A 16,071-nucleotide genomic window follows, 5' to 3' on the forward strand; every position below is an offset into this window, starting at 1 on the left:
TGCCCACTTACCTCAAGAAGGGTAAAGCCACCTAAAGCTGCCTCAGGTCAAAAAGCGGGAGGGCAAGCATGAATACAATCGGGCCACTTTGCATTTTTGCCCTCTCGGAGCGTACCCGATGGAATTACTCTGCCCGGCAGGCAGCCTGCCGGCACTGAAGACAGCCGTGGATAACGGGGCCGATGCGGTCTACATCGGCTTCAAGGATGACACCAATGCCCGCCACTTCGCCGGACTCAACTTCACCGACAGCAAGCTGGAAAGAGCGGTTGACTATGTCCACCAGCATGGCCGCAAGCTGCACATCGCCATCAATACCTTTGCCCACCCGGGCTCCGATGCCCGTTGGAAGCAGGCCGTGGACAAAGGGGTGGCGCTCGGTGCAGATGCCCTGATCATCGCCGATCTCGCCGTGCTCGATTATGCCAGCCGCCGCCATCCCGACATGGAGCTGCATGTCTCGGTCCAGGCCAGCGCCACCAACGCCGCCGCCATCCGCTTCTACCAGCAGCACTTCAACGTCGGCCGGGTGGTGCTGCCGAGGGTGCTCTCCATGCATCAGGTCAGGCAGCTGGCCCGCGAGACCGACGTCGGCCTCGAGGTGTTCGCCTTCGGCAGCCTCTGCATCATGGCGGAAGGGCGCTGCTACCTCTCCTCCTACATGACCGGCGAGAGCCCCAACACCGTCGGCGCCTGCTCACCGGCCAAGTTCGTGCGCTGGGAAGAGACCCCGAGCGGCCTCGAATCCCGCCTCAACGAGGTGCTGATCGATCGTTACGGCCCGGGGGAAAACGCCGGCTACCCGACCCTGTGCAAGGGGCGCTTCGAGGTGGATGGCCAGACCTATCACGCGCTGGAGGAGCCCACCAGCCTCAACACCCTCGGCCTCCTGCCCGAGCTGTTCCAGACCGGCATCCAGTCGGTCAAGATCGAGGGACGCCAGCGCAGCCCCGCCTATGTGGAGCAGGTGACCCGGGTCTGGCGCGCCGCCATCGACGCCTATCAGGCCAACCCCGAGGCCTATCAGGTCAAGGCTGAGTGGGATGCCCAGCTCGCCCGCGTCTCCGAGGGGAGCCAGACCACCCTCGGTGCCTATCATCGCCAGTGGCAATAAGGAGCCCTGTTCATGAAATTCTCTCTCGGCCCCCTGCTCTTCTACTGGCCCAAGGCCGACACCCAGGCCTTCTATCAGGCGGTGGCCGCCAGCCAGGCCGACATCGTCTATCTGGGAGAAACCGTCTGCAGCAAGCGGCGCGAACTGAAAGTGGATGACTGGATTGCCCTCGCCCGTCAGGTGGCGGGCTCCGGCAGGCAGGCGGTGCTCTCCACGCTGGCGCTGATCTCTGCCCCCTCCGAGCTCAAGGAGGTCAAGCGGCTGGTCGACAACGGCGAGCTGATGATCGAGGCCAACGATCTGGGGGCCGTCCAGCTCGCCAGTGAAGCCGGACTGCCGTTCGTCTGCGGCCCCGCCATCAACGCCTACAACGCCGACGTGCTGCGCATGCTGCTTAAACAGGGGATGCAGCGCTGGGTGATGCCGGTGGAGCTCTCCCGCGACTGGCTGATGCAGCTCAATCAGGATCTGGGCAGGGAGCGCCAGCAGTTCGAGGTGGAGGTGTTCGCCTATGGTCATCTGCCGCTCGCCTACTCGGCACGCTGCTTCACCGCCCGCTCCCTCGACCGGCCCAAGGACAACTGCGAACTGGCCTGCATCGACTACCCCACCGGGCGACTTGCCAGCAGTCGCGAGGGGCAGAAGGTGTTCAACCTCAACGGCATCCAGACCCAGTCCGGTTACTGCTACAACCTGGGCAACGAGCTCAAGGGGATGGAGGGCCTGGTGGATGTGGTGCGCCTCTCGCCCGAAGGCATGGAGACCCTGACGATGCTGGAGCGCTTCAAGGCCAACGAACAGGGGATGGCCCCCCTGCTCTTGCTGCAGGAGCGGGACTGCAACGGTTACTGGCGCCAGATCCCCGGCATGAGCCTGGTGGAGTAGCGGCACACCCCGTGTCACCAGACAGCAAAAAGGCCTCGTCAAGAGGCCTTTTTCATGGGGATCAAACCCGTTTAGTCACGCTTTGCCGCTCTTGCCCTGGGCTCCGGGTGGCTGGGGCTTGCGCGCCATCAGTTCCAGCTCCAGCAAGGCATAGCGATGCTCGATGAAGTCATAGACGTTGTTGGCCAGCGCCAGCTTGAAGTAGCTGATGGCTTCCTTGCGGTTACCCTTGGCCAGCTCGAACTTGCCGAGGTAGAAGTAGGTCTCGCACAGGCGCTCGGCGAGCTCCCTGTTGTCCTTGACCCCTTTCACCACGTTGCTCATCAACTGGGTGGCATTGATGTCGCCCGTATAGAGGCGCACCAGATCCCAGTTCCAGGCGTCGTCGTCATACTTGTTCAGCCGCTCGCGCATCCGGCTCATGGCCGCCGGTCCGTTGAGCTTCTGCTCGGCCAGATAGAGCCAGATCACCCGATAAGGGTCTTCTGGTTGCGCCTCGTAGAAGCGCTTCATATCCGCCGCGGCAAGCTCGGGGCGATTGCCGTAATAGAGCGCGATTCCCCGGTTGAGATAGGCGTAGTCGTAATCCGGGGCGAGCTCCAGAGCGGAGTCGAACGCCTCATAGGCTTCGTCGTAGTTCTGCTGTTGAACCAGATAGACACCGATGAAGTTGTAGGCCTCGGCAAAATCCGGCTTCTCCCGCAGGGCGCGGTTGAAGTCGAGTCGCGCCAGGGAACGCAAGCCCACCCGGTCAAACACCACGGCACGCTCATAGAAGAGTTCTGCCCGCTGTTCGGTCGTCAATTCCATTTCACTGAGCATCTGCCCGAGTCGCGCCAACGCCAACTCGCTCTGGTAGGAGACCTGCAAGGGGGTCGCCAATACCAGTGAAGCGGGTTGCGGCTTGGGAACTTGAGGCGCTTTTACCTGACTGCTACTGCTGCAACCCCACAAGGGGAGCAACAACAGGATACCCGTGAGGTATCCAATCCCTATCCTGACGTTCAATGAACACTCCGACGCTTACGCTTGACCCCGCATATGGTAAAGATCACGGGGCCGTTTGTCATGTGGCGCAGCCCCTCTCCCTCAAATAAATCAGGATTCGACAGGGTATCCGGCATCGCTCCAGCCGCGAAAGCCTCCATCGACGCTGACGACCCGGGAATAACCCATCTTCTGCAGGTTATCCGCCACCAGGATGGAGCGAAATCCCCCACCACAATAGAGGTAGAGTTCGGTGTCGGGATCCGGATACCGGGTCTCGATGTCACGCTCTATCACCCCACGCCCGAGATAGGTGGCCCCCGGCAGATGGCCCCTGGCCCACTCGCTCTCTTCGCGCACGTCGATCAGATGAAATGCTCGGCCCTCATCCTGCCAGCGCTTGATCTGGTGCACATCGGTTTCCTGCACCTGCGGGCGGATGGCCTCTACCAGGGCCAGAAAACGGGGATTGTGTTGCATGGGCTTGCTCCTTGCTTTGGGTAATGGATGCTGGGTTGTGGGGAGCATCATGACTCACCCCGGCCACAAGAGAAAGGGCGCCTTGCGGCGCCCTTTTCTGTTACGGCAGGATCTCTTGCTGATCCGCGCCCTCTTTTTCCACCTGGGTCGGCAGCATGTGCTCCCGCTTGATCCCGAGGAACATGGCTGAGGCGCTCGCCACATAGATGGAGGAGTAGGTCCCGAAGGCCACCCCGATCACCATGGCGATGGAGAAACCGTGGATCAGAGGCCCGCCTTTGAGCAGCAGCGCCACCACCACCACGAAGGTCAACCCCGAGGTGATGATGGTCCGGCTCAGGGTCTCGGTCATGGAGAGATCCATGATCTCCGCGGTGTCCCCACGGCGTACCTTGCGGAAATTCTCCCGCACCCGGTCGAACACAACGATGGTGTCGTTCAGGGAGTACCCCACCAGCGTCATCAGCGCCGCCAGCACGGTCAGGTCGAACTCGTACTGGAAGTAGGCAAAGATGCCGAGGGTGATGATCACGTCGTGAGCCAGGGAGAGGATGCCCCCCGTGGCCAGACGCCACTCGAAGCGCACCGCCACGTAGATCAGGATACAGATGATGGAGGCCAGCATGGCCAGGGCACCGTCGGTGGCCAGCTCGTCACCCACGGAGGGACCGACGAACTCGACACGCTTGAGCACGGCGCTCTCGTCGACCAGCTTGGCGGCCGCCAGGACCTCGTTGCCCTGCTGCTCGACCTTGACGCCCTCTTGGGGGGCCATGCGCACCAGCACATCACGGCTGGAGCCGAAGAACTGCAGGGTCGCCCCGTCAATCTTCTGCTGATCCAGCGCCTCGTGCATCTTGTCCAGGCTCACCGACTGCTGGAACCCCACCTCGATGGTGGTACCGCCGGTGAAGTCCAGCCCCCAGTTCAGGCCACGATCGTACAGAACGTAGAGGGCGAGCACCGTCACCAGAGCAGAGAGGACCATACCCAGCTTGGCGAAACGCATGAAGGGGATGGGCTTTTCAAAATGTAGAATTTGAAACATGTCTCTTCCTTAGATCGGCAGCTTGTCGATGCGCCGTCCACCCCAGGCCAGGTTGATGATGGCGCGGGATACCGTGATGGCAGTGAACATGGACGCCGTCAGGCCGATCCCGAGGGTCAGGGCGAAGCCCTTGATGGCACCGGTACCGATACCGAACAGGATCACGCAGGTGATGAGCGAGGTGACGTTGGAGTCGGCGATGGTGGAGAAGGCGCGGTCAAAGCCCAGGTGAATGGCTTGCTGCACCCCGCGACCATTGCGGATCTCTTCACGAATACGCTCGTAGATCAGCACGTTCGCATCCACCGCCATCCCCAGCGTCAACACGATACCGGCGATGCCCGGCAGGGTCATGGTGGCCCCCGGGATCATCGACATGATACCGACGATGAGCACCAGGTTCATGGTCAGCGCCAGATTGGCCACCCAGCCGAAGGCACGGTAGTAGATCCCCATGAAGAGCACGATCACCAGCATGGCCCAGCCGATGGCTTCCATCCCGCTGTCGATGTTCTGCTGACCCAGGCTCGGGCCTATGGTGCGCTCTTCGACGATCTGGATGGGGGCAATCAGGGCACCGGCACGCAGCAGCAGCGCCAGGTTGTGGGCTTCGTTGGCGTTGTCGATCCCGGTGATGCGGAACTGGCTACCCAGGCGAGACTGGATGGTGGCGACGTTGATCACCTCCTCCTGCTTGCGGAACTTGCGCTTGCCGTCCGGACCAGGCTGCCCCACCGGCTTGTACTCGATGAAGACGGTCGCCATGCCCTTGCCAACGTTGTCCTTGGTAAAGTTGGCCATCTTGTTGCCACCCTGACCATCGAGCTTGATGTTGACCTGGGGACGGCTGTATTCATCGAAACCGGACTGGGCACCCACGATGTGGTCACCGGTCAGGATCACGCGCTTTTGCAGTACCACGGGACGACCGTTGCGATCGTTGTAGACCTTGGAGCTCGGCGGCACGCGGCCTGCGGCAGCGGCCTGGATATCGGCAGCCTCATCGACCATGTGGAACTCCAGGGTCGCGGTGGCCCCCAGGATCTCCTTGGCACGGGCGGTGTCCTGGATCCCCGGCAGCTCGACGATGATACGCTCGCCGCCCTGCTGCTGGACCAACGGCTCGGCCACACCCAGTTCGTTCACCCGGTTGCGGATGATGGTGATGTTCTGCTCGAGGGCATACTTCTTCACCTCTTTGACCTTGGCTTCGCTCAGACTGGCCAGCAGGATGAAGTCATCCCCTTTCTGGTCGGTGGTGAAGACAAGATCCGCATTCTGGCGACGCAGGAAGGAGAGTGCCTTGGCCTGATCGGCCTCGTCACGGAAGACCACCTGCACCTGATCCCCGACCCGGCGTACACCGGAGTAGCGGATCTTCTGGGTGCGCAGTTCGGCGCGGAAATCCTGCACCATCTGTTCCTGCTGCTTGGCCAGCGCTTCGGCCATGTCCACTTCCATCAGGAAGTGCACACCGCCCCGCAGGTCAAGACCGAGCTTCAGGGGCGCCGCGCCGATGGCCTCGAGCCAGGCGGGGGTGGACGGTGCCAGGTTGAGGGCGGTGATGAAATTGTCGCCCAGCTTGTTGGCCACGATGTCGCGCGCCTTGAGCTGGTCTTCGGTGTTGTTGAAACGGATCAGGATGAAGCCGTGCTCGAACGCCGCATGCTTGACAGGGATCTTCGCCTCGTCGAGGGTTTCCTTCACCTGATCGAGGGTTTCTAGTTTGACTTCGGCACCACGGCTGGCAGAGACCTGCAAGGCCGGGTCTTCGCCGTAAAGATTGGGGGCTGCATATAGAAAACCGATGGCGATCACGACGATCACCATCAGGTATTTCCACAGCGGATAGCGATTTAACACGCTGTGCTCCTCGGGAGATTAGAGGGACTGGATAGAACCCTTGGGCAGAACGGCAGAGACGAAGTCACGCTTGATGGTGACCTGAGTCTGATCGTTCAGGGCCAGCACAATGTAGTCGCTGTCGGCGGAAACCTTGGCGATCTTGCCGACCAGGCCACCGGAAGTGAGCACTTCGTCGCCCTTGGAGAGGGAGCTCATCAGATTGCGATGCTCCTTGGCACGCTTGGCCTGGGGACGGTAGATCATGAAGTAGAAGATGAGACCGAACACGGCCAGCATGATGATCATTTCCATGCCACCACCCTGTGCTGCCGGAGCCGCGCCTTCTGCATACGCCTTGGAGATAATGCTCATTTAACAACCTCTTATTGATGTAGATTTGAATACTAACTTATATGTCGTTGTTATTTCACGTCATTTTCAGCCAGTGGAGGCACAGGCTTCCCTTGCCGACGGTAAAACTCAGTTACAAAGTCGTCTAATTTACCCTGCTCGATCGCGTCCCGCAAACCCTGCATCACGCGCTGGTAATAACGCAGGTTGTGGATGGTATTCAGACGGGCACCGAGGATCTCGTTGCACTTGTCCAGATGGTACAGATAGCTGCGGGTGTAGTTCTTGCAGGTGTAGCAATCGCAGTCCGCATCCAGGGTGCTGGTATCTTCCCGGTACTTGGCGTTGCGGATCTTGACCACGCCATCGGTGGTAAAGAGATGACCGTTGCGGGCGTTGCGGGTCGGCATCACGCAGTCGAACATGTCGATACCGCGGCGCACCCCTTCCACCAGATCCTCCGGCTTGCCCACCCCCATCAAGTAGCGCGGCTTGTCGGCCGGAATTTTCGGGCAGACATGGTCAAGGATGCGATGCATGTCCTCTTTGGGCTCACCCACGGCAAGACCGCCGACCGCGTAACCGTCGAAGCCGATCTCAAGGAGACCGTCCAGCGACACATCCCGCAGCGGTTCGTAGACAGAACCCTGGATGATGCCGAACAGGGCGTTCTTGTTGCCGAGTGCATCGAACTTGTCACGGGAACGCTTGGCCCAGCGCAGGGACATCTCCATGGACTTGCGCGCTTCCTCGTAAGTGGCCGGGTACGGGGTGCACTCGTCGAAGATCATCACGATGTCGGAACCCAGATCGTACTGGATCTCCATGGACTTCTCGGGGTCGAGGAAGATCTTCTCGCCGTTGATGGGATGACGGAAGTGCACCCCCTCCTCGGTGATCTTGCGGATGTGCCCCAGACTGAACACCTGGAAACCACCGGAGTCGGTCAGGATCGGCCCCTGCCAGTTCATGAAGTCGTGCAGATCGCCGTGGGCGCGCATCACTTCCTGACCCGGGCGCAGCCAGAGGTGGAAGGTGTTGCCAAGCAGGATCTGGGCACCGGTCTCACGTACCTCTTCCGGTGTCATCCCCTTGACGGTGCCGTAGGTGCCGACCGGCATGAAGGCTGGGGTCTGGACCACGCCACGCTCGAACACCAGTTGACCGCGACGGGCACGCCCATCGGTGGTTTTCAATTCAAATTTCATTGCTACCTCTATTCAGTCAGAGAAACAGTCTGACAACAAAGGGCCCGAGGGGCCCGGTAATATGAAGCCGGCCGGCATACTGACAAGCAGAGCCTGAACGACTTCTGAAGGGCAAGGCTTAACCCTGCACCCGGCGACGGGTGACGAACATGGCGTCCCCGTAGCTGAAGAAACGGTACTGTCCCGCCACGGCGGCCTGATAGGCGGCCATCACGTTGTCATAGCCGGCAAAGGCGCTGACCAGCATGATCAGGGTGGATTCGGGCAGGTGGAAGTTGGTGATCATGGCATCGACCACCTGGAACTCGTAACCGGGGAAGATGAAGATGTCGGTGTCATTGAAGAAGGGCGCCAGCGGCTTGCCCTGGGCCAGGGTCGCCTTGGCTGCGCTCTCGAGGGATCGTACCGACGTGGTGCCCACCGCAACCACCCGACCGCCGCGGGCGCGGGTCGCCGCGATGGCATCCACCACCTCCTGGGGCACTTCGGCGTATTCCGAGTGCATGTGGTGATCTTCAATCTTGTCGACGCGCACCGGCTGGAAGGTGCCCGCCCCCACGTGCAGGGTCACGAAGGCCATCTCCACGCCCTTGGCACGGATCTGCTCGAGCAGCGGCTCGTCGAAGTGCAGACCGGCGGTCGGCGCCGCCACGGCACCCGGCTTCTGGTTGTAGACGGTCTGGTAGCGCTCCTTGTCGGCATCCTCGTCGGGACGGTCGATGTAAGGGGGCAGCGGCATGTGGCCGATGGCATCCAGAATGGTCAGCACAGGGCGCGGGTCCAGGAAGTGGATCTCGAACAGAGCGTCGTGGCGGGCACGCATCTCGGCCTCGACGGGCACACCGTCGGCACCGCCATCCAGAAGGAGACGGGTACCTGGCTTGGGGGACTTGGACGAGCGGACGTGCGCCAGCACGCTGTGCTCGTCCAGAATGCGCTCCACCAGCACCTCCAGCTTGCCGCCGCTGGCCTTCTGGCCAAACATGCGGGCCGGAATGACCCGGGTATTGTTGAACACCAGCAGATCGCCGGGGTTGAGCTGGTCAAGCACATCGACAAAATGACCGTGGCGCAGGGCGCCGGTTTGACCATCGAGCTGCAGCAGGCGGCTGGCGGTACGCTCCGCCATGGGATAGCGGGCAATCAGCTCGTCTGGCAGATCAAAATGAAAATCGGATACTTGCATCTTTCACCTCGGGGGAATCGGCGGCTAGTCTAGTTATCCCCCTCTTCCAAGGCAACCCAAAAGACTAAAAACCCAAGGAAGACAAGGGATAGCGGGCCATTTTGTGAGGCTGGGCCCGTTAAAAAACCTTTAAGGTTTTGTATTGACCCCGATCATGTTCTGGCGACGGGGGCTGGGCTAGGGTGGAAGCAGACACACAAGGAGGCCCACCATGATGACCCTCTCCGAGATCATGACTGAACACCCCTTTACTCTGGGTCCGGAAAACAGCGTCAAGCAGGCGATGGAGCTGATGCAGCAGGAGCGGATCCGTCACGTTCCCATCGTCGATGAACACCAGCATCTGCTTGGTCTGGTCACCCTCTCGGACATCCTGGCCACCCGTGAATCCAAGCTGCTGCTGATCAACCCCGAGCGGGAGGCGGAGTTCACCGACAGCGTCCAGCTCGACGAGATCATGACTCGTCAGGTGGCGAGCGTGGATCCCCACGCCGGCATCAAGGAGGCGGCCCTGTATCTGCAGCGCCACAAATATGGCTGTCTGCCGGTACTCAAGGGGCGCAAGCTGGTTGGCATCGTCACCGAGTCGGACTTCATCGCCGTGGCCATCAATCTGCTGGAGCTGATGGAGGAGCAGGAGCCCCCAACCGACTTTTGATCTTAAAATTCTGTAATAAAATTACAATAAAAGCGTTTTCAGCCTAATTTAACGGCTATTTAAGTGAAACACTTTCAATTTGACTGTAAAATTACACCACAAAACTTGCGTTGTGACATTCATCACACTATGATGCCCACCATGCAATGGTTGCCGAAGAGGAGATGAGGATTGTGCACCCGCCATCTTCTCTTCATATGTCTGCAAGTTTGCACACCCCGTAGTTAGTCTTTGCTGTAAAGCATATTTATCGCCATTCCTTGTTTGATGACCCGGCCCTGTCTGTGCGACGGCGCCGGGATTTTTTTATCCCTCTTTTTTCTACTGCGCCGCCTCGTCTGCCCCCTTCTCTGCTCACGCAATGAAAACAAATCCGGCCCAGCCCTTGAAAATGTGACATGCAGGACAGAAATTGAACTTCGACAATGAGTTATCTCCGAAGGCCTGAGATATTCATGTTAGGTACAGTTGTGATGGTCTATCTAATAAATAGATTTATGTGATTCAAAATTGTGGCTTTGACCGATTAGAAAAAGTCACTATGATGACTCCATCGAAAGTTAAGCGCCTCGTCTGGCACGACTCTTCAACACCAGACAGGCATATGTACATCACCAAGGAGCAAATACATGTCTACCTACATCAACACTGAAATCAAGCCGTTCAACGCCACCGCCTACCACAATGGCAAATTCGTTCAGGTGTCTGACGCTGACCTGAAAGGCAAGTGGTCCGTGGTGTTCTTCTACCCGGCTGATTTCACCTTCGTCTGCCCGACCGAGCTGGGCGACCTGGCCGACAACTACGCCGAATTCCAGAAGCTGGGCGTCGAGATCTACGCCGTCTCCACCGACACCCACTTCACCCACAAGGCCTGGCACGACACTTCTGACACCATCCAGAAGATCCAGTACCCGATGATCGGCGACCCCACCGGCACCATCACTCGCAACTTCGGCGTGATGATCGAAGAAGCTGGCCTGGCTGACCGCGGTACCTTCGTCATCGACCCGCAAGGCGTCATCCAGATCGTTGAAATCAACGCTGGCGGCATCGGCCGTGACGCACTGGAACTGCTGCGCAAGGTCAAGGCTGCCCAGTACGTTGCTTCCCACCCGGGTGAAGTGTGCCCGGCCAAGTGGAAAGAAGGCGACGCCACCCTGGCCCCGTCCCTGGATCTGGTAGGCAAAATCTAAGCCTCCCCGCTCTGAAGACCGGCCCGTTCAAGGGCCGGTCTTGTTTACGGCCCTCAGAAAATGCGCCGGTCTGCTGTGTGGACCTCTGTTTTCTGTATCCGGTCATCGTGCCGACCCGCATTCAGCAAGAAGGAATTCGACCATGTTAGATACCAACCTCAAACAACAACTCAACGGTTACTTGCAGTACATCGTCAATCCCATCGAGATCAGCGTGTCCGGCAATGACAGCGACAAATCCGCCGAACTCCTGGCATTGGCCAGCGAGATCGCCGAGATGTCCCCCAAAATTTCCCTGACCGATGGTCGTAACGCCCGCAAGCCTTCCATGAGCATCGCGCCCCAGGGCCAGGCCCCGCGCGTGCACTTTGCCGGCATTCCCATGGGTCATGAATTCACCTCCCTGGTGCTCGCCCTGCTGCAAAGCGGCGGTCACCCCTCCAAGGCCGATCCGGCCGTGCTGGAGCAGGTGAAGAACCTCAAGGGCGAGTTCCACTTCGAGACCTATATTTCACTCTCCTGCCACAACTGTCCGGACGTAGTACAGGCCCTGAACCTGATGTCCACCCTGAATCCCGGCATCACCCACACCATGATCGATGGTGCCCTGTTCCAGGATGAGGTGAACGAGCGTCAAATCATGGCGGTCCCGAACGTCTACCTGAACGGTCAGCCGTTCAGCCAGGGCCGTATTTCGCTGGAAGAGATCGTCGCCAAACTCGACACCGGCGCTGCCGAGCGCAAGGCGCAAGAGCTGAGCGAAAAAGCGCCTTATGACGTGCTGGTGGTGGGCGGTGGCCCGGCCGGCGCCGCCGCGGCCATCTATGCCGCCCGCAAAGGCATTCGCACCGCCATTGTCGCCGAACGTTTCGGTGGCCAGGTGATGGACACCGTCGGCATCGAGAACTTCATCTCCGTGCCCTACACCGAGGGCCCCAAGCTGGCCGCCAGCCTGGAGCAGCACGTCAAGCAGTACGGCGTGGAAGTGATCACCGAGCAGCGCGCCGCCGCCATCAGCAAGGATGGTTACGTCAACGTGGACCTCGCCTCCGGTGCCACCTTGAAGAGCCGCGCCGTGATCCTGGCAACCGGTGCCCGCTGGCGCGACCTGAACGTGCCGGGTGAACTCGAGTACCGTACCAAGGGCGTGGCCTACTGCCCGCACTGTGACGGCCCCTTCTTCAAGGGCAAGCGGGTGGCGGTGATCGGGGGCGGCAACTCCGGCATCGAGGCGGCCATCGATCTGGCCGGCATCGTCGAGCACGTCACCGTGGTGGAGTTCGCCGATACCCTGCGTGCCGACGACGTGCTGCAGAAGAAGGCCCGTTCCATGGGCAATATCGACATCATCATGAGCGCCCGCACCACCGAAGTGATCGGCGACGGCAGCAAGGTGGTGGGCATGGACTACGAAGATCGCACTACCGGCGAGATCAAGCATCTGGCGGTGGCCGGCATCTTCGTCCAGATCGGTCTGGTGCCGAACACCGAGTTCCTCAAGGGGAGCGAAGTGGCCCTGACCCGCTTTGGCGAAATCGAGATCGACACCAAGGGTGCCACCTCCCTGCCCGGCGTCTATGCCGCAGGGGATGCCACCACGGTACCGTTCAAGCAGATCATCATCTCCATGGGGGCAGGTGCCACCGCCGCCCTGGGTGCGTTTGATTACCTCATTCGCAACCCGGCGCCGGAAGCACAAGCTACCCAGGCCGATGCCGTGACCGCCTGATAACCGCCCAACAAAAAACCGACTCCCTGGAGTCGGTTTTTTTATCCCTGTCGTTGGGTCGCCAGCCTTCAGCGCCCCTGCGGCGCGTCCCTCTCCTGCCCCTCTTCACTCACCGCTCTCTCTTCTGCATCAGGCACGGCATAGCTCGCCGGCACTGCCTCCCCTTCCAGATCCGTTCTTGGCTCCAGCTCCGCCGTCATGGGGGTGTTGGGGGGCACAGGTATGAAAACCTGATGCTCCGTCAGCGGAATGGGGGCTCGCTTACGCCTGCGCCAGCCGAGATAGGCCGACAGCAGCAGACCGCACAGGGCAAAGTAGACGAACAGCCCCTGTGGTCCGAACGTTGCCATGGTAAAGGGGGCCAGCAGCGGACCCGTCATGGCCCCCAGGCTGTAGGCAAGCAGCAACCCCTGGTTTGCCCCCAGCACCTGATCCGGGCACAGTTCATCGCAGGCATGGCTGAGGCTCAAGGGATAGATGGAGAACGCCATGCCCCCCAGCAGGAAGACAAGAGTCCCCTCGGCTGGCTCGCGCCAGGGCTCCGGCAGCAGCACCATCAGCAACGCGATCAGGGTCAGCAGGGCGCAGAGCAGCAGGATCACCAACCGTCTGTCGTAACGATCAGATGCACGCCCGATGGGATATTGCAGACACACCCCCCCCAGGATCACCAGCGCCATCATGTCCGCCACCTGGGAGAGGGAGGCGCCGCTGTCGGTGAAATAGAGCGGCAACAGCCCATAGATGGCCCCGAGGATGAGGCCCGAGGTAAAGCTGCTGCCCATTCCCGCCGGAGTGAGGCGCACCAGCTCCAGTACTCCCACCGGCTGGGGAGCCACCATGGCCGGCGTCGCCACCCGGGAGAGAGCCAGAGGCACCACGGAGAGGGTCGCCGCCATGGCGCACAGGGCGAACGGCGTCAGCACCTTGGGGTCCACCTGCTTGAGCAGCAGCTGGCCCAGGGCGAGTGAGCCGTACAGCAGGATCATGTAGAGGGACATCAACCGCCCCCGGTTCGCAGGGGTGCTTGAGACCAGCATCCAGGACTCCAGCACCACGAACAGACCGCCGGTGGCAAACCCCCCGATCAGCCGCAGCGCCGCCCAGGTGACAGGCTCCACCACCATGCCGTGCAGCAGAAACAGAAAACAGAGCAGGGAGGCGTAAGCCGCATAGGCCCGGATATGGCCCACCCGGATGATGAGGCGGGCATTGATGAAGGTCCCCAGCACCAGGCCGCCGAAATAGGCAGCCGACACCAGACCGATGGCCTGGGCGGACACCTGCTCGGCGGAGAGACGCACCGTCAGCAGGGTATTGAACAGACCGTGACCCAGAATGAAGATCACCAGACTGGTCAGGGGGGACAGCAACCTTGTCAGTGCCATGGAGCCTCCTCGCAGCAAAAGGGTCATGGTAGCCCCTGCCTCCCGCCCCCTTCAACCCGAATGCCCTCCCCCTGCGGGGCTATGCTTGACGGGAACCCCACATGGAGATCCGAAAGATGAGACTCATGCTGTTGTTGTCCGCCCTGTTCTTTTGCGGCAGCGCCCTCGCCTTCCACTGCCCCATGGACATGAAGAAGATAGACGACGCCCTGGCCGCAGGCCCCGCCCTCAGTGCCGAGCAACTGGCCGAGGTAAAACAGTTGAGAGCGGACGGAGAGACCTTGCACAACGCGGGCAAGCATCAGGAATCGGTCGATACACTGGCCAAGGCCATGGCCATTCTCGGCATCGATCAGGGCTGATACCGCCCCTTCGCCGCGCGACGGTCTCTTTCGCATCGCCCGGATACAGACCGCCAAAATGAAACAAGGCCCTCGCCATCACTGGCGGGGGCCTTTTCACTGCGGATGTCAGCGCTGAACGGTGCTACACCCGGCCACTGTAGACCAGGGTGCAATAGTTGAAGGCTATCTTGCCGTCAACGGCATGGCGAGCAAACTCGCGGCGAACGAGCGCCGTCATCTGATCGTGGGCCGGCGTGCCCGCCACAGGCGCATAGGAGGAGGAGTTGAGCCGTCCAAGCACCCCGTCAAGATCGAACAGCTGGCTGTTCTCGAAGCGATCGAGCCGGTACTCCCCGGTGAAGAAGGCGCGAAAATCCGCCTCGCCGAGGTTGCGATGATTGACCTCCTCGTAATCCCCCGAGTAGGCGTGCAGCCCCTCTTCATAGGCCTTGAGAAACGGGGTATTCGTCAGCCTGTCATTCCAGATGAGGGCGACCTGGCCACCGGGCTTGAGCAGCCGCTGGCACTCCTGCCGAAAAGCCGCGCGATCGAACCAGTGAAACGCCTGGGCGACCGTCACCAGATCCATCGCCCCCGTGGGCAGGCCCGTGGCTTCCGCACTGCCGTGCAGCCAGCCGATGTTCCCCACCTGGGCGAGCAGCCGTTTGGCGGCTGCCCGCATATCGTCGTTGGGCTCCACCGCCCAGACCCGCGCGACCCGGGGGGCCAGCAGGGCGGTCAGGATGCCGGTGCCCGCACCGATGTCCGCCACCTGGGCCTCTGGCCCCATGGCCAGCTCCCTTGCCAGAAAATCCAGCATGGCGGCGGGATAACCGGGTCGATATTTCACATAGGCCTCGACCCGGGTCGAGAATCGCTGGGTACTGTCCATGGCAGACTCCTCTCTTGCTGCGGCCTTCATGCCGGCTCCCGGCCTGGTGACCAGGATCCCCATGCCACTACACTTGACCCCATCATGCAAGCCCCAAGCGGGTGGCAAACGGCGTACAGGCTGGCTTGCCACCCAGCGAAGCAGCAGGCGCTGCGGGCGGCAGGATACCCATCGGGGCGCCCGCTCACGGGCGTCGAAGGACAAACACCAGGATGGAGCTGCGACACAATGAGACCAGTCAAGAACAGGATTTGCCTCTGGTATGACGGGGATGCCGAGGAGGCGGCACGGTTTTACGCCAGCCTCTTCCCCGACTCCGCCATCGGTGCCGTACACCGGGCCCCGGCCGACTATCCCGCCGGCAAGGAAGGGGATGTGCTGACGGTCGAGTTCAGGGTGATGGGGATCCCCTGCCTCGGCCTCAACGGCGGGCCCGGGGTCCGCCACAACTGGGCGTTCTCGTTTCAGGTGGCAACCCAGGACCAAGCCGAGACGGATCGTTACTGGCACGCCATCATCGACAGCGGCGGTCAGGCGAGCGAGTGCGGCTGGTGCCAGGACAAGTGGGGCATCTCCTGGCAGATCACCCCTCAGGTCCTCATCGAGGCGATAAGCGATCCCGACCCCGAGGCAGCGAGACGCGCCTTCGAGGCCATGATGCAAATGGACAAGATTGACATTGCCACCATCGAGGCGGCGCGCCGGGGCGAGTAGCCCGTTCGCACGGGCGCCACACACAACAAGGCCACCCCTGGGGGTG

At 61.1% G+C, this 16,071-nt stretch carries 16 protein-coding genes; 7 read left to right on the forward strand and 9 right to left on the reverse strand.

Annotated elements, in window-relative coordinates; translation table 11 throughout:
- The first annotated feature begins 118 nt into the window (after window positions 1–118).
- Window positions 119–1,114: a ubiquinone anaerobic biosynthesis protein UbiU gene (ubiU, locus tag AB7E19_RS07340; protein WP_010675064.1), complete on the forward strand. Its 996-nt coding sequence runs from the start codon at window positions 119–121 to the stop codon at window positions 1,112–1,114.
- A gap of 12 nt (window positions 1,115–1,126) precedes the next feature.
- Window positions 1,127–1,999, forward strand: coding sequence for a U32 family peptidase (locus tag AB7E19_RS07345; RefSeq protein WP_261999053.1), 873 nt, complete (start codon window positions 1,127–1,129; stop codon window positions 1,997–1,999).
- 75 nt (window positions 2,000–2,074) lie between these two features.
- Here the strand turns inward: AB7E19_RS07345 and nlpI are convergent, their stop codons facing one another.
- The 7 genes from nlpI to queA form a co-directional block, all read right to left on the reverse strand.
- Complete coding sequence (gene nlpI, locus AB7E19_RS07350; protein ID WP_280520777.1) at window positions 2,075–3,007, reverse strand: lipoprotein NlpI; 933 nt, start codon at window positions 3,005–3,007, stop codon at window positions 2,075–2,077.
- Window positions 3,008–3,097: 90 nt separating this feature from the next.
- The gene (locus AB7E19_RS07355; protein WP_039038735.1) at window positions 3,098–3,466 is read right to left on the reverse strand and encodes a rhodanese-like domain-containing protein; all 369 of its coding nucleotides are present in this window, start codon (window positions 3,464–3,466) and stop codon (window positions 3,098–3,100) included.
- Between the two features lie 100 nt (window positions 3,467–3,566).
- Window positions 3,567–4,514, reverse strand: coding sequence for a protein translocase subunit SecF (gene secF / locus AB7E19_RS07360; RefSeq protein ID WP_010675068.1), 948 nt, complete (start codon window positions 4,512–4,514; stop codon window positions 3,567–3,569).
- Between the two features lie 9 nt (window positions 4,515–4,523).
- Window positions 4,524–6,377 (reverse strand): protein translocase subunit SecD, encoded by a 1,854-nt coding sequence (secD, locus tag AB7E19_RS07365; protein ID WP_039038737.1) that lies wholly within the window; start codon window positions 6,375–6,377, stop codon window positions 4,524–4,526.
- Window positions 6,378–6,395: 18 nt separating this feature from the next.
- Entirely contained in the window at window positions 6,396–6,731 is a 336-nt protein-coding gene (yajC, locus tag AB7E19_RS07370) for a preprotein translocase subunit YajC (protein ID WP_010675070.1), read from the reverse strand.
- A 50-nt stretch (window positions 6,732–6,781) separates the two neighbouring features.
- A complete protein-coding gene (tgt, locus tag AB7E19_RS07375; protein ID WP_010675071.1) occupies window positions 6,782–7,918 on the reverse strand; it encodes a tRNA guanosine(34) transglycosylase Tgt in 1,137 nt (378 codons plus the stop codon).
- A 118-nt stretch (window positions 7,919–8,036) separates the two neighbouring features.
- Window positions 8,037–9,104, reverse strand: a complete 1,068-nt coding sequence (queA, locus tag AB7E19_RS07380; RefSeq protein WP_010675072.1) for a tRNA preQ1(34) S-adenosylmethionine ribosyltransferase-isomerase QueA — start codon at window positions 9,102–9,104, stop codon at window positions 8,037–8,039.
- A gap of 211 nt (window positions 9,105–9,315) precedes the next feature.
- On the opposite strand from queA, the gene AB7E19_RS07385 reads away from it, so the two are divergent.
- From AB7E19_RS07385 to ahpF, 3 genes are all read left to right on the forward strand, one after another.
- Window positions 9,316–9,762, forward strand: coding sequence for a CBS domain-containing protein (locus tag AB7E19_RS07385; RefSeq protein ID WP_010675073.1), 447 nt, complete (start codon window positions 9,316–9,318; stop codon window positions 9,760–9,762).
- 629 nt (window positions 9,763–10,391) lie between these two features.
- Window positions 10,392–10,958, forward strand: a complete 567-nt coding sequence (gene ahpC / locus AB7E19_RS07390; RefSeq protein ID WP_010675074.1) for an alkyl hydroperoxide reductase subunit C — start codon at window positions 10,392–10,394, stop codon at window positions 10,956–10,958.
- 142 nt (window positions 10,959–11,100) lie between these two features.
- A complete protein-coding gene (gene ahpF / locus AB7E19_RS07395) occupies window positions 11,101–12,687 on the forward strand; it encodes an alkyl hydroperoxide reductase subunit F (protein ID WP_041215014.1) in 1,587 nt (528 codons plus the stop codon).
- 68 nt (window positions 12,688–12,755) lie between these two features.
- On the opposite strand, the gene AB7E19_RS07400 is transcribed toward ahpF, so the two are convergent.
- Entirely contained in the window at window positions 12,756–14,075 is a 1,320-nt protein-coding gene (locus AB7E19_RS07400) for an MFS transporter (RefSeq protein ID WP_427934841.1), read from the reverse strand.
- Window positions 14,076–14,191: 116 nt separating this feature from the next.
- Here AB7E19_RS07400 and AB7E19_RS07405 point away from each other — a divergent pair, with 116 nt between their 5' ends.
- On the forward strand, window positions 14,192–14,437 hold the full coding sequence (locus tag AB7E19_RS07405) for a hypothetical protein (protein WP_201888244.1): 246 nt from the start codon (window positions 14,192–14,194) through the stop codon (window positions 14,435–14,437).
- 124 nt (window positions 14,438–14,561) lie between these two features.
- On the opposite strand, the gene AB7E19_RS07410 is transcribed toward AB7E19_RS07405, so the two are convergent.
- A complete protein-coding gene (locus tag AB7E19_RS07410) occupies window positions 14,562–15,311 on the reverse strand; it encodes a class I SAM-dependent methyltransferase (protein WP_010675078.1) in 750 nt (249 codons plus the stop codon).
- A 228-nt stretch (window positions 15,312–15,539) separates the two neighbouring features.
- On the opposite strand from AB7E19_RS07410, the gene AB7E19_RS07415 reads away from it, so the two are divergent.
- Window positions 15,540–16,025 carry a VOC family protein gene (locus tag AB7E19_RS07415; protein WP_322130857.1) on the forward strand — a complete coding sequence of 162 codons (486 nt, stop codon included), beginning with the start codon at window positions 15,540–15,542 and terminating at the stop codon, window positions 16,023–16,025.
- Window positions 16,026–16,071 lie beyond the last annotated feature (46 nt).

This window comes from Aeromonas sp., from assembly GCF_050252055.1.
Classification (GTDB): Bacteria; Pseudomonadota; Gammaproteobacteria; order Enterobacterales; family Aeromonadaceae; genus Aeromonas; species Aeromonas caviae.

What these genes read in the sequence shown, in the direction of transcription:
- tgt (WP_010675071.1), bottom strand. Translation starts at nt 7,918, where the DNA reads ATGAAATTTGAATTGAAAACCACCGATGGGCGTGCCCGTCGCGGTCAA.
- ahpC (WP_010675074.1), top strand. Translation starts at nt 10,392, where the DNA reads ATGTCTACCTACATCAACACTGAAATCAAGCCGTTCAACGCCACCGCC.
- AB7E19_RS07405 (WP_201888244.1), top strand. Translation starts at nt 14,192, where the DNA reads ATGAGACTCATGCTGTTGTTGTCCGCCCTGTTCTTTTGCGGCAGCGCC.
- AB7E19_RS07385 (WP_010675073.1), top strand. Translation starts at nt 9,316, where the DNA reads ATGATGACCCTCTCCGAGATCATGACTGAACACCCCTTTACTCTGGGT.
- ubiU (WP_010675064.1), top strand. Translation starts at nt 119, where the DNA reads ATGGAATTACTCTGCCCGGCAGGCAGCCTGCCGGCACTGAAGACAGCC.
- AB7E19_RS07345 (WP_261999053.1), top strand. Translation starts at nt 1,127, where the DNA reads ATGAAATTCTCTCTCGGCCCCCTGCTCTTCTACTGGCCCAAGGCCGAC.
- ahpF (WP_041215014.1), top strand. Translation starts at nt 11,101, where the DNA reads ATGTTAGATACCAACCTCAAACAACAACTCAACGGTTACTTGCAGTAC.
- yajC (WP_010675070.1), bottom strand. Translation starts at nt 6,731, where the DNA reads ATGAGCATTATCTCCAAGGCGTATGCAGAAGGCGCGGCTCCGGCAGCA.
- AB7E19_RS07410 (WP_010675078.1), bottom strand. Translation starts at nt 15,311, where the DNA reads ATGGACAGTACCCAGCGATTCTCGACCCGGGTCGAGGCCTATGTGAAA.
- queA (WP_010675072.1), bottom strand. Translation starts at nt 9,104, where the DNA reads ATGCAAGTATCCGATTTTCATTTTGATCTGCCAGACGAGCTGATTGCC.
- AB7E19_RS07415 (WP_322130857.1), top strand. Translation starts at nt 15,540, where the DNA reads ATGAGACCAGTCAAGAACAGGATTTGCCTCTGGTATGACGGGGATGCC.
- AB7E19_RS07400 (WP_427934841.1), bottom strand. Translation starts at nt 14,075, where the DNA reads ATGGCACTGACAAGGTTGCTGTCCCCCCTGACCAGTCTGGTGATCTTC.
- secF (WP_010675068.1), bottom strand. Translation starts at nt 4,514, where the DNA reads ATGTTTCAAATTCTACATTTTGAAAAGCCCATCCCCTTCATGCGTTTC.
- AB7E19_RS07355 (WP_039038735.1), bottom strand. Translation starts at nt 3,466, where the DNA reads ATGCAACACAATCCCCGTTTTCTGGCCCTGGTAGAGGCCATCCGCCCG.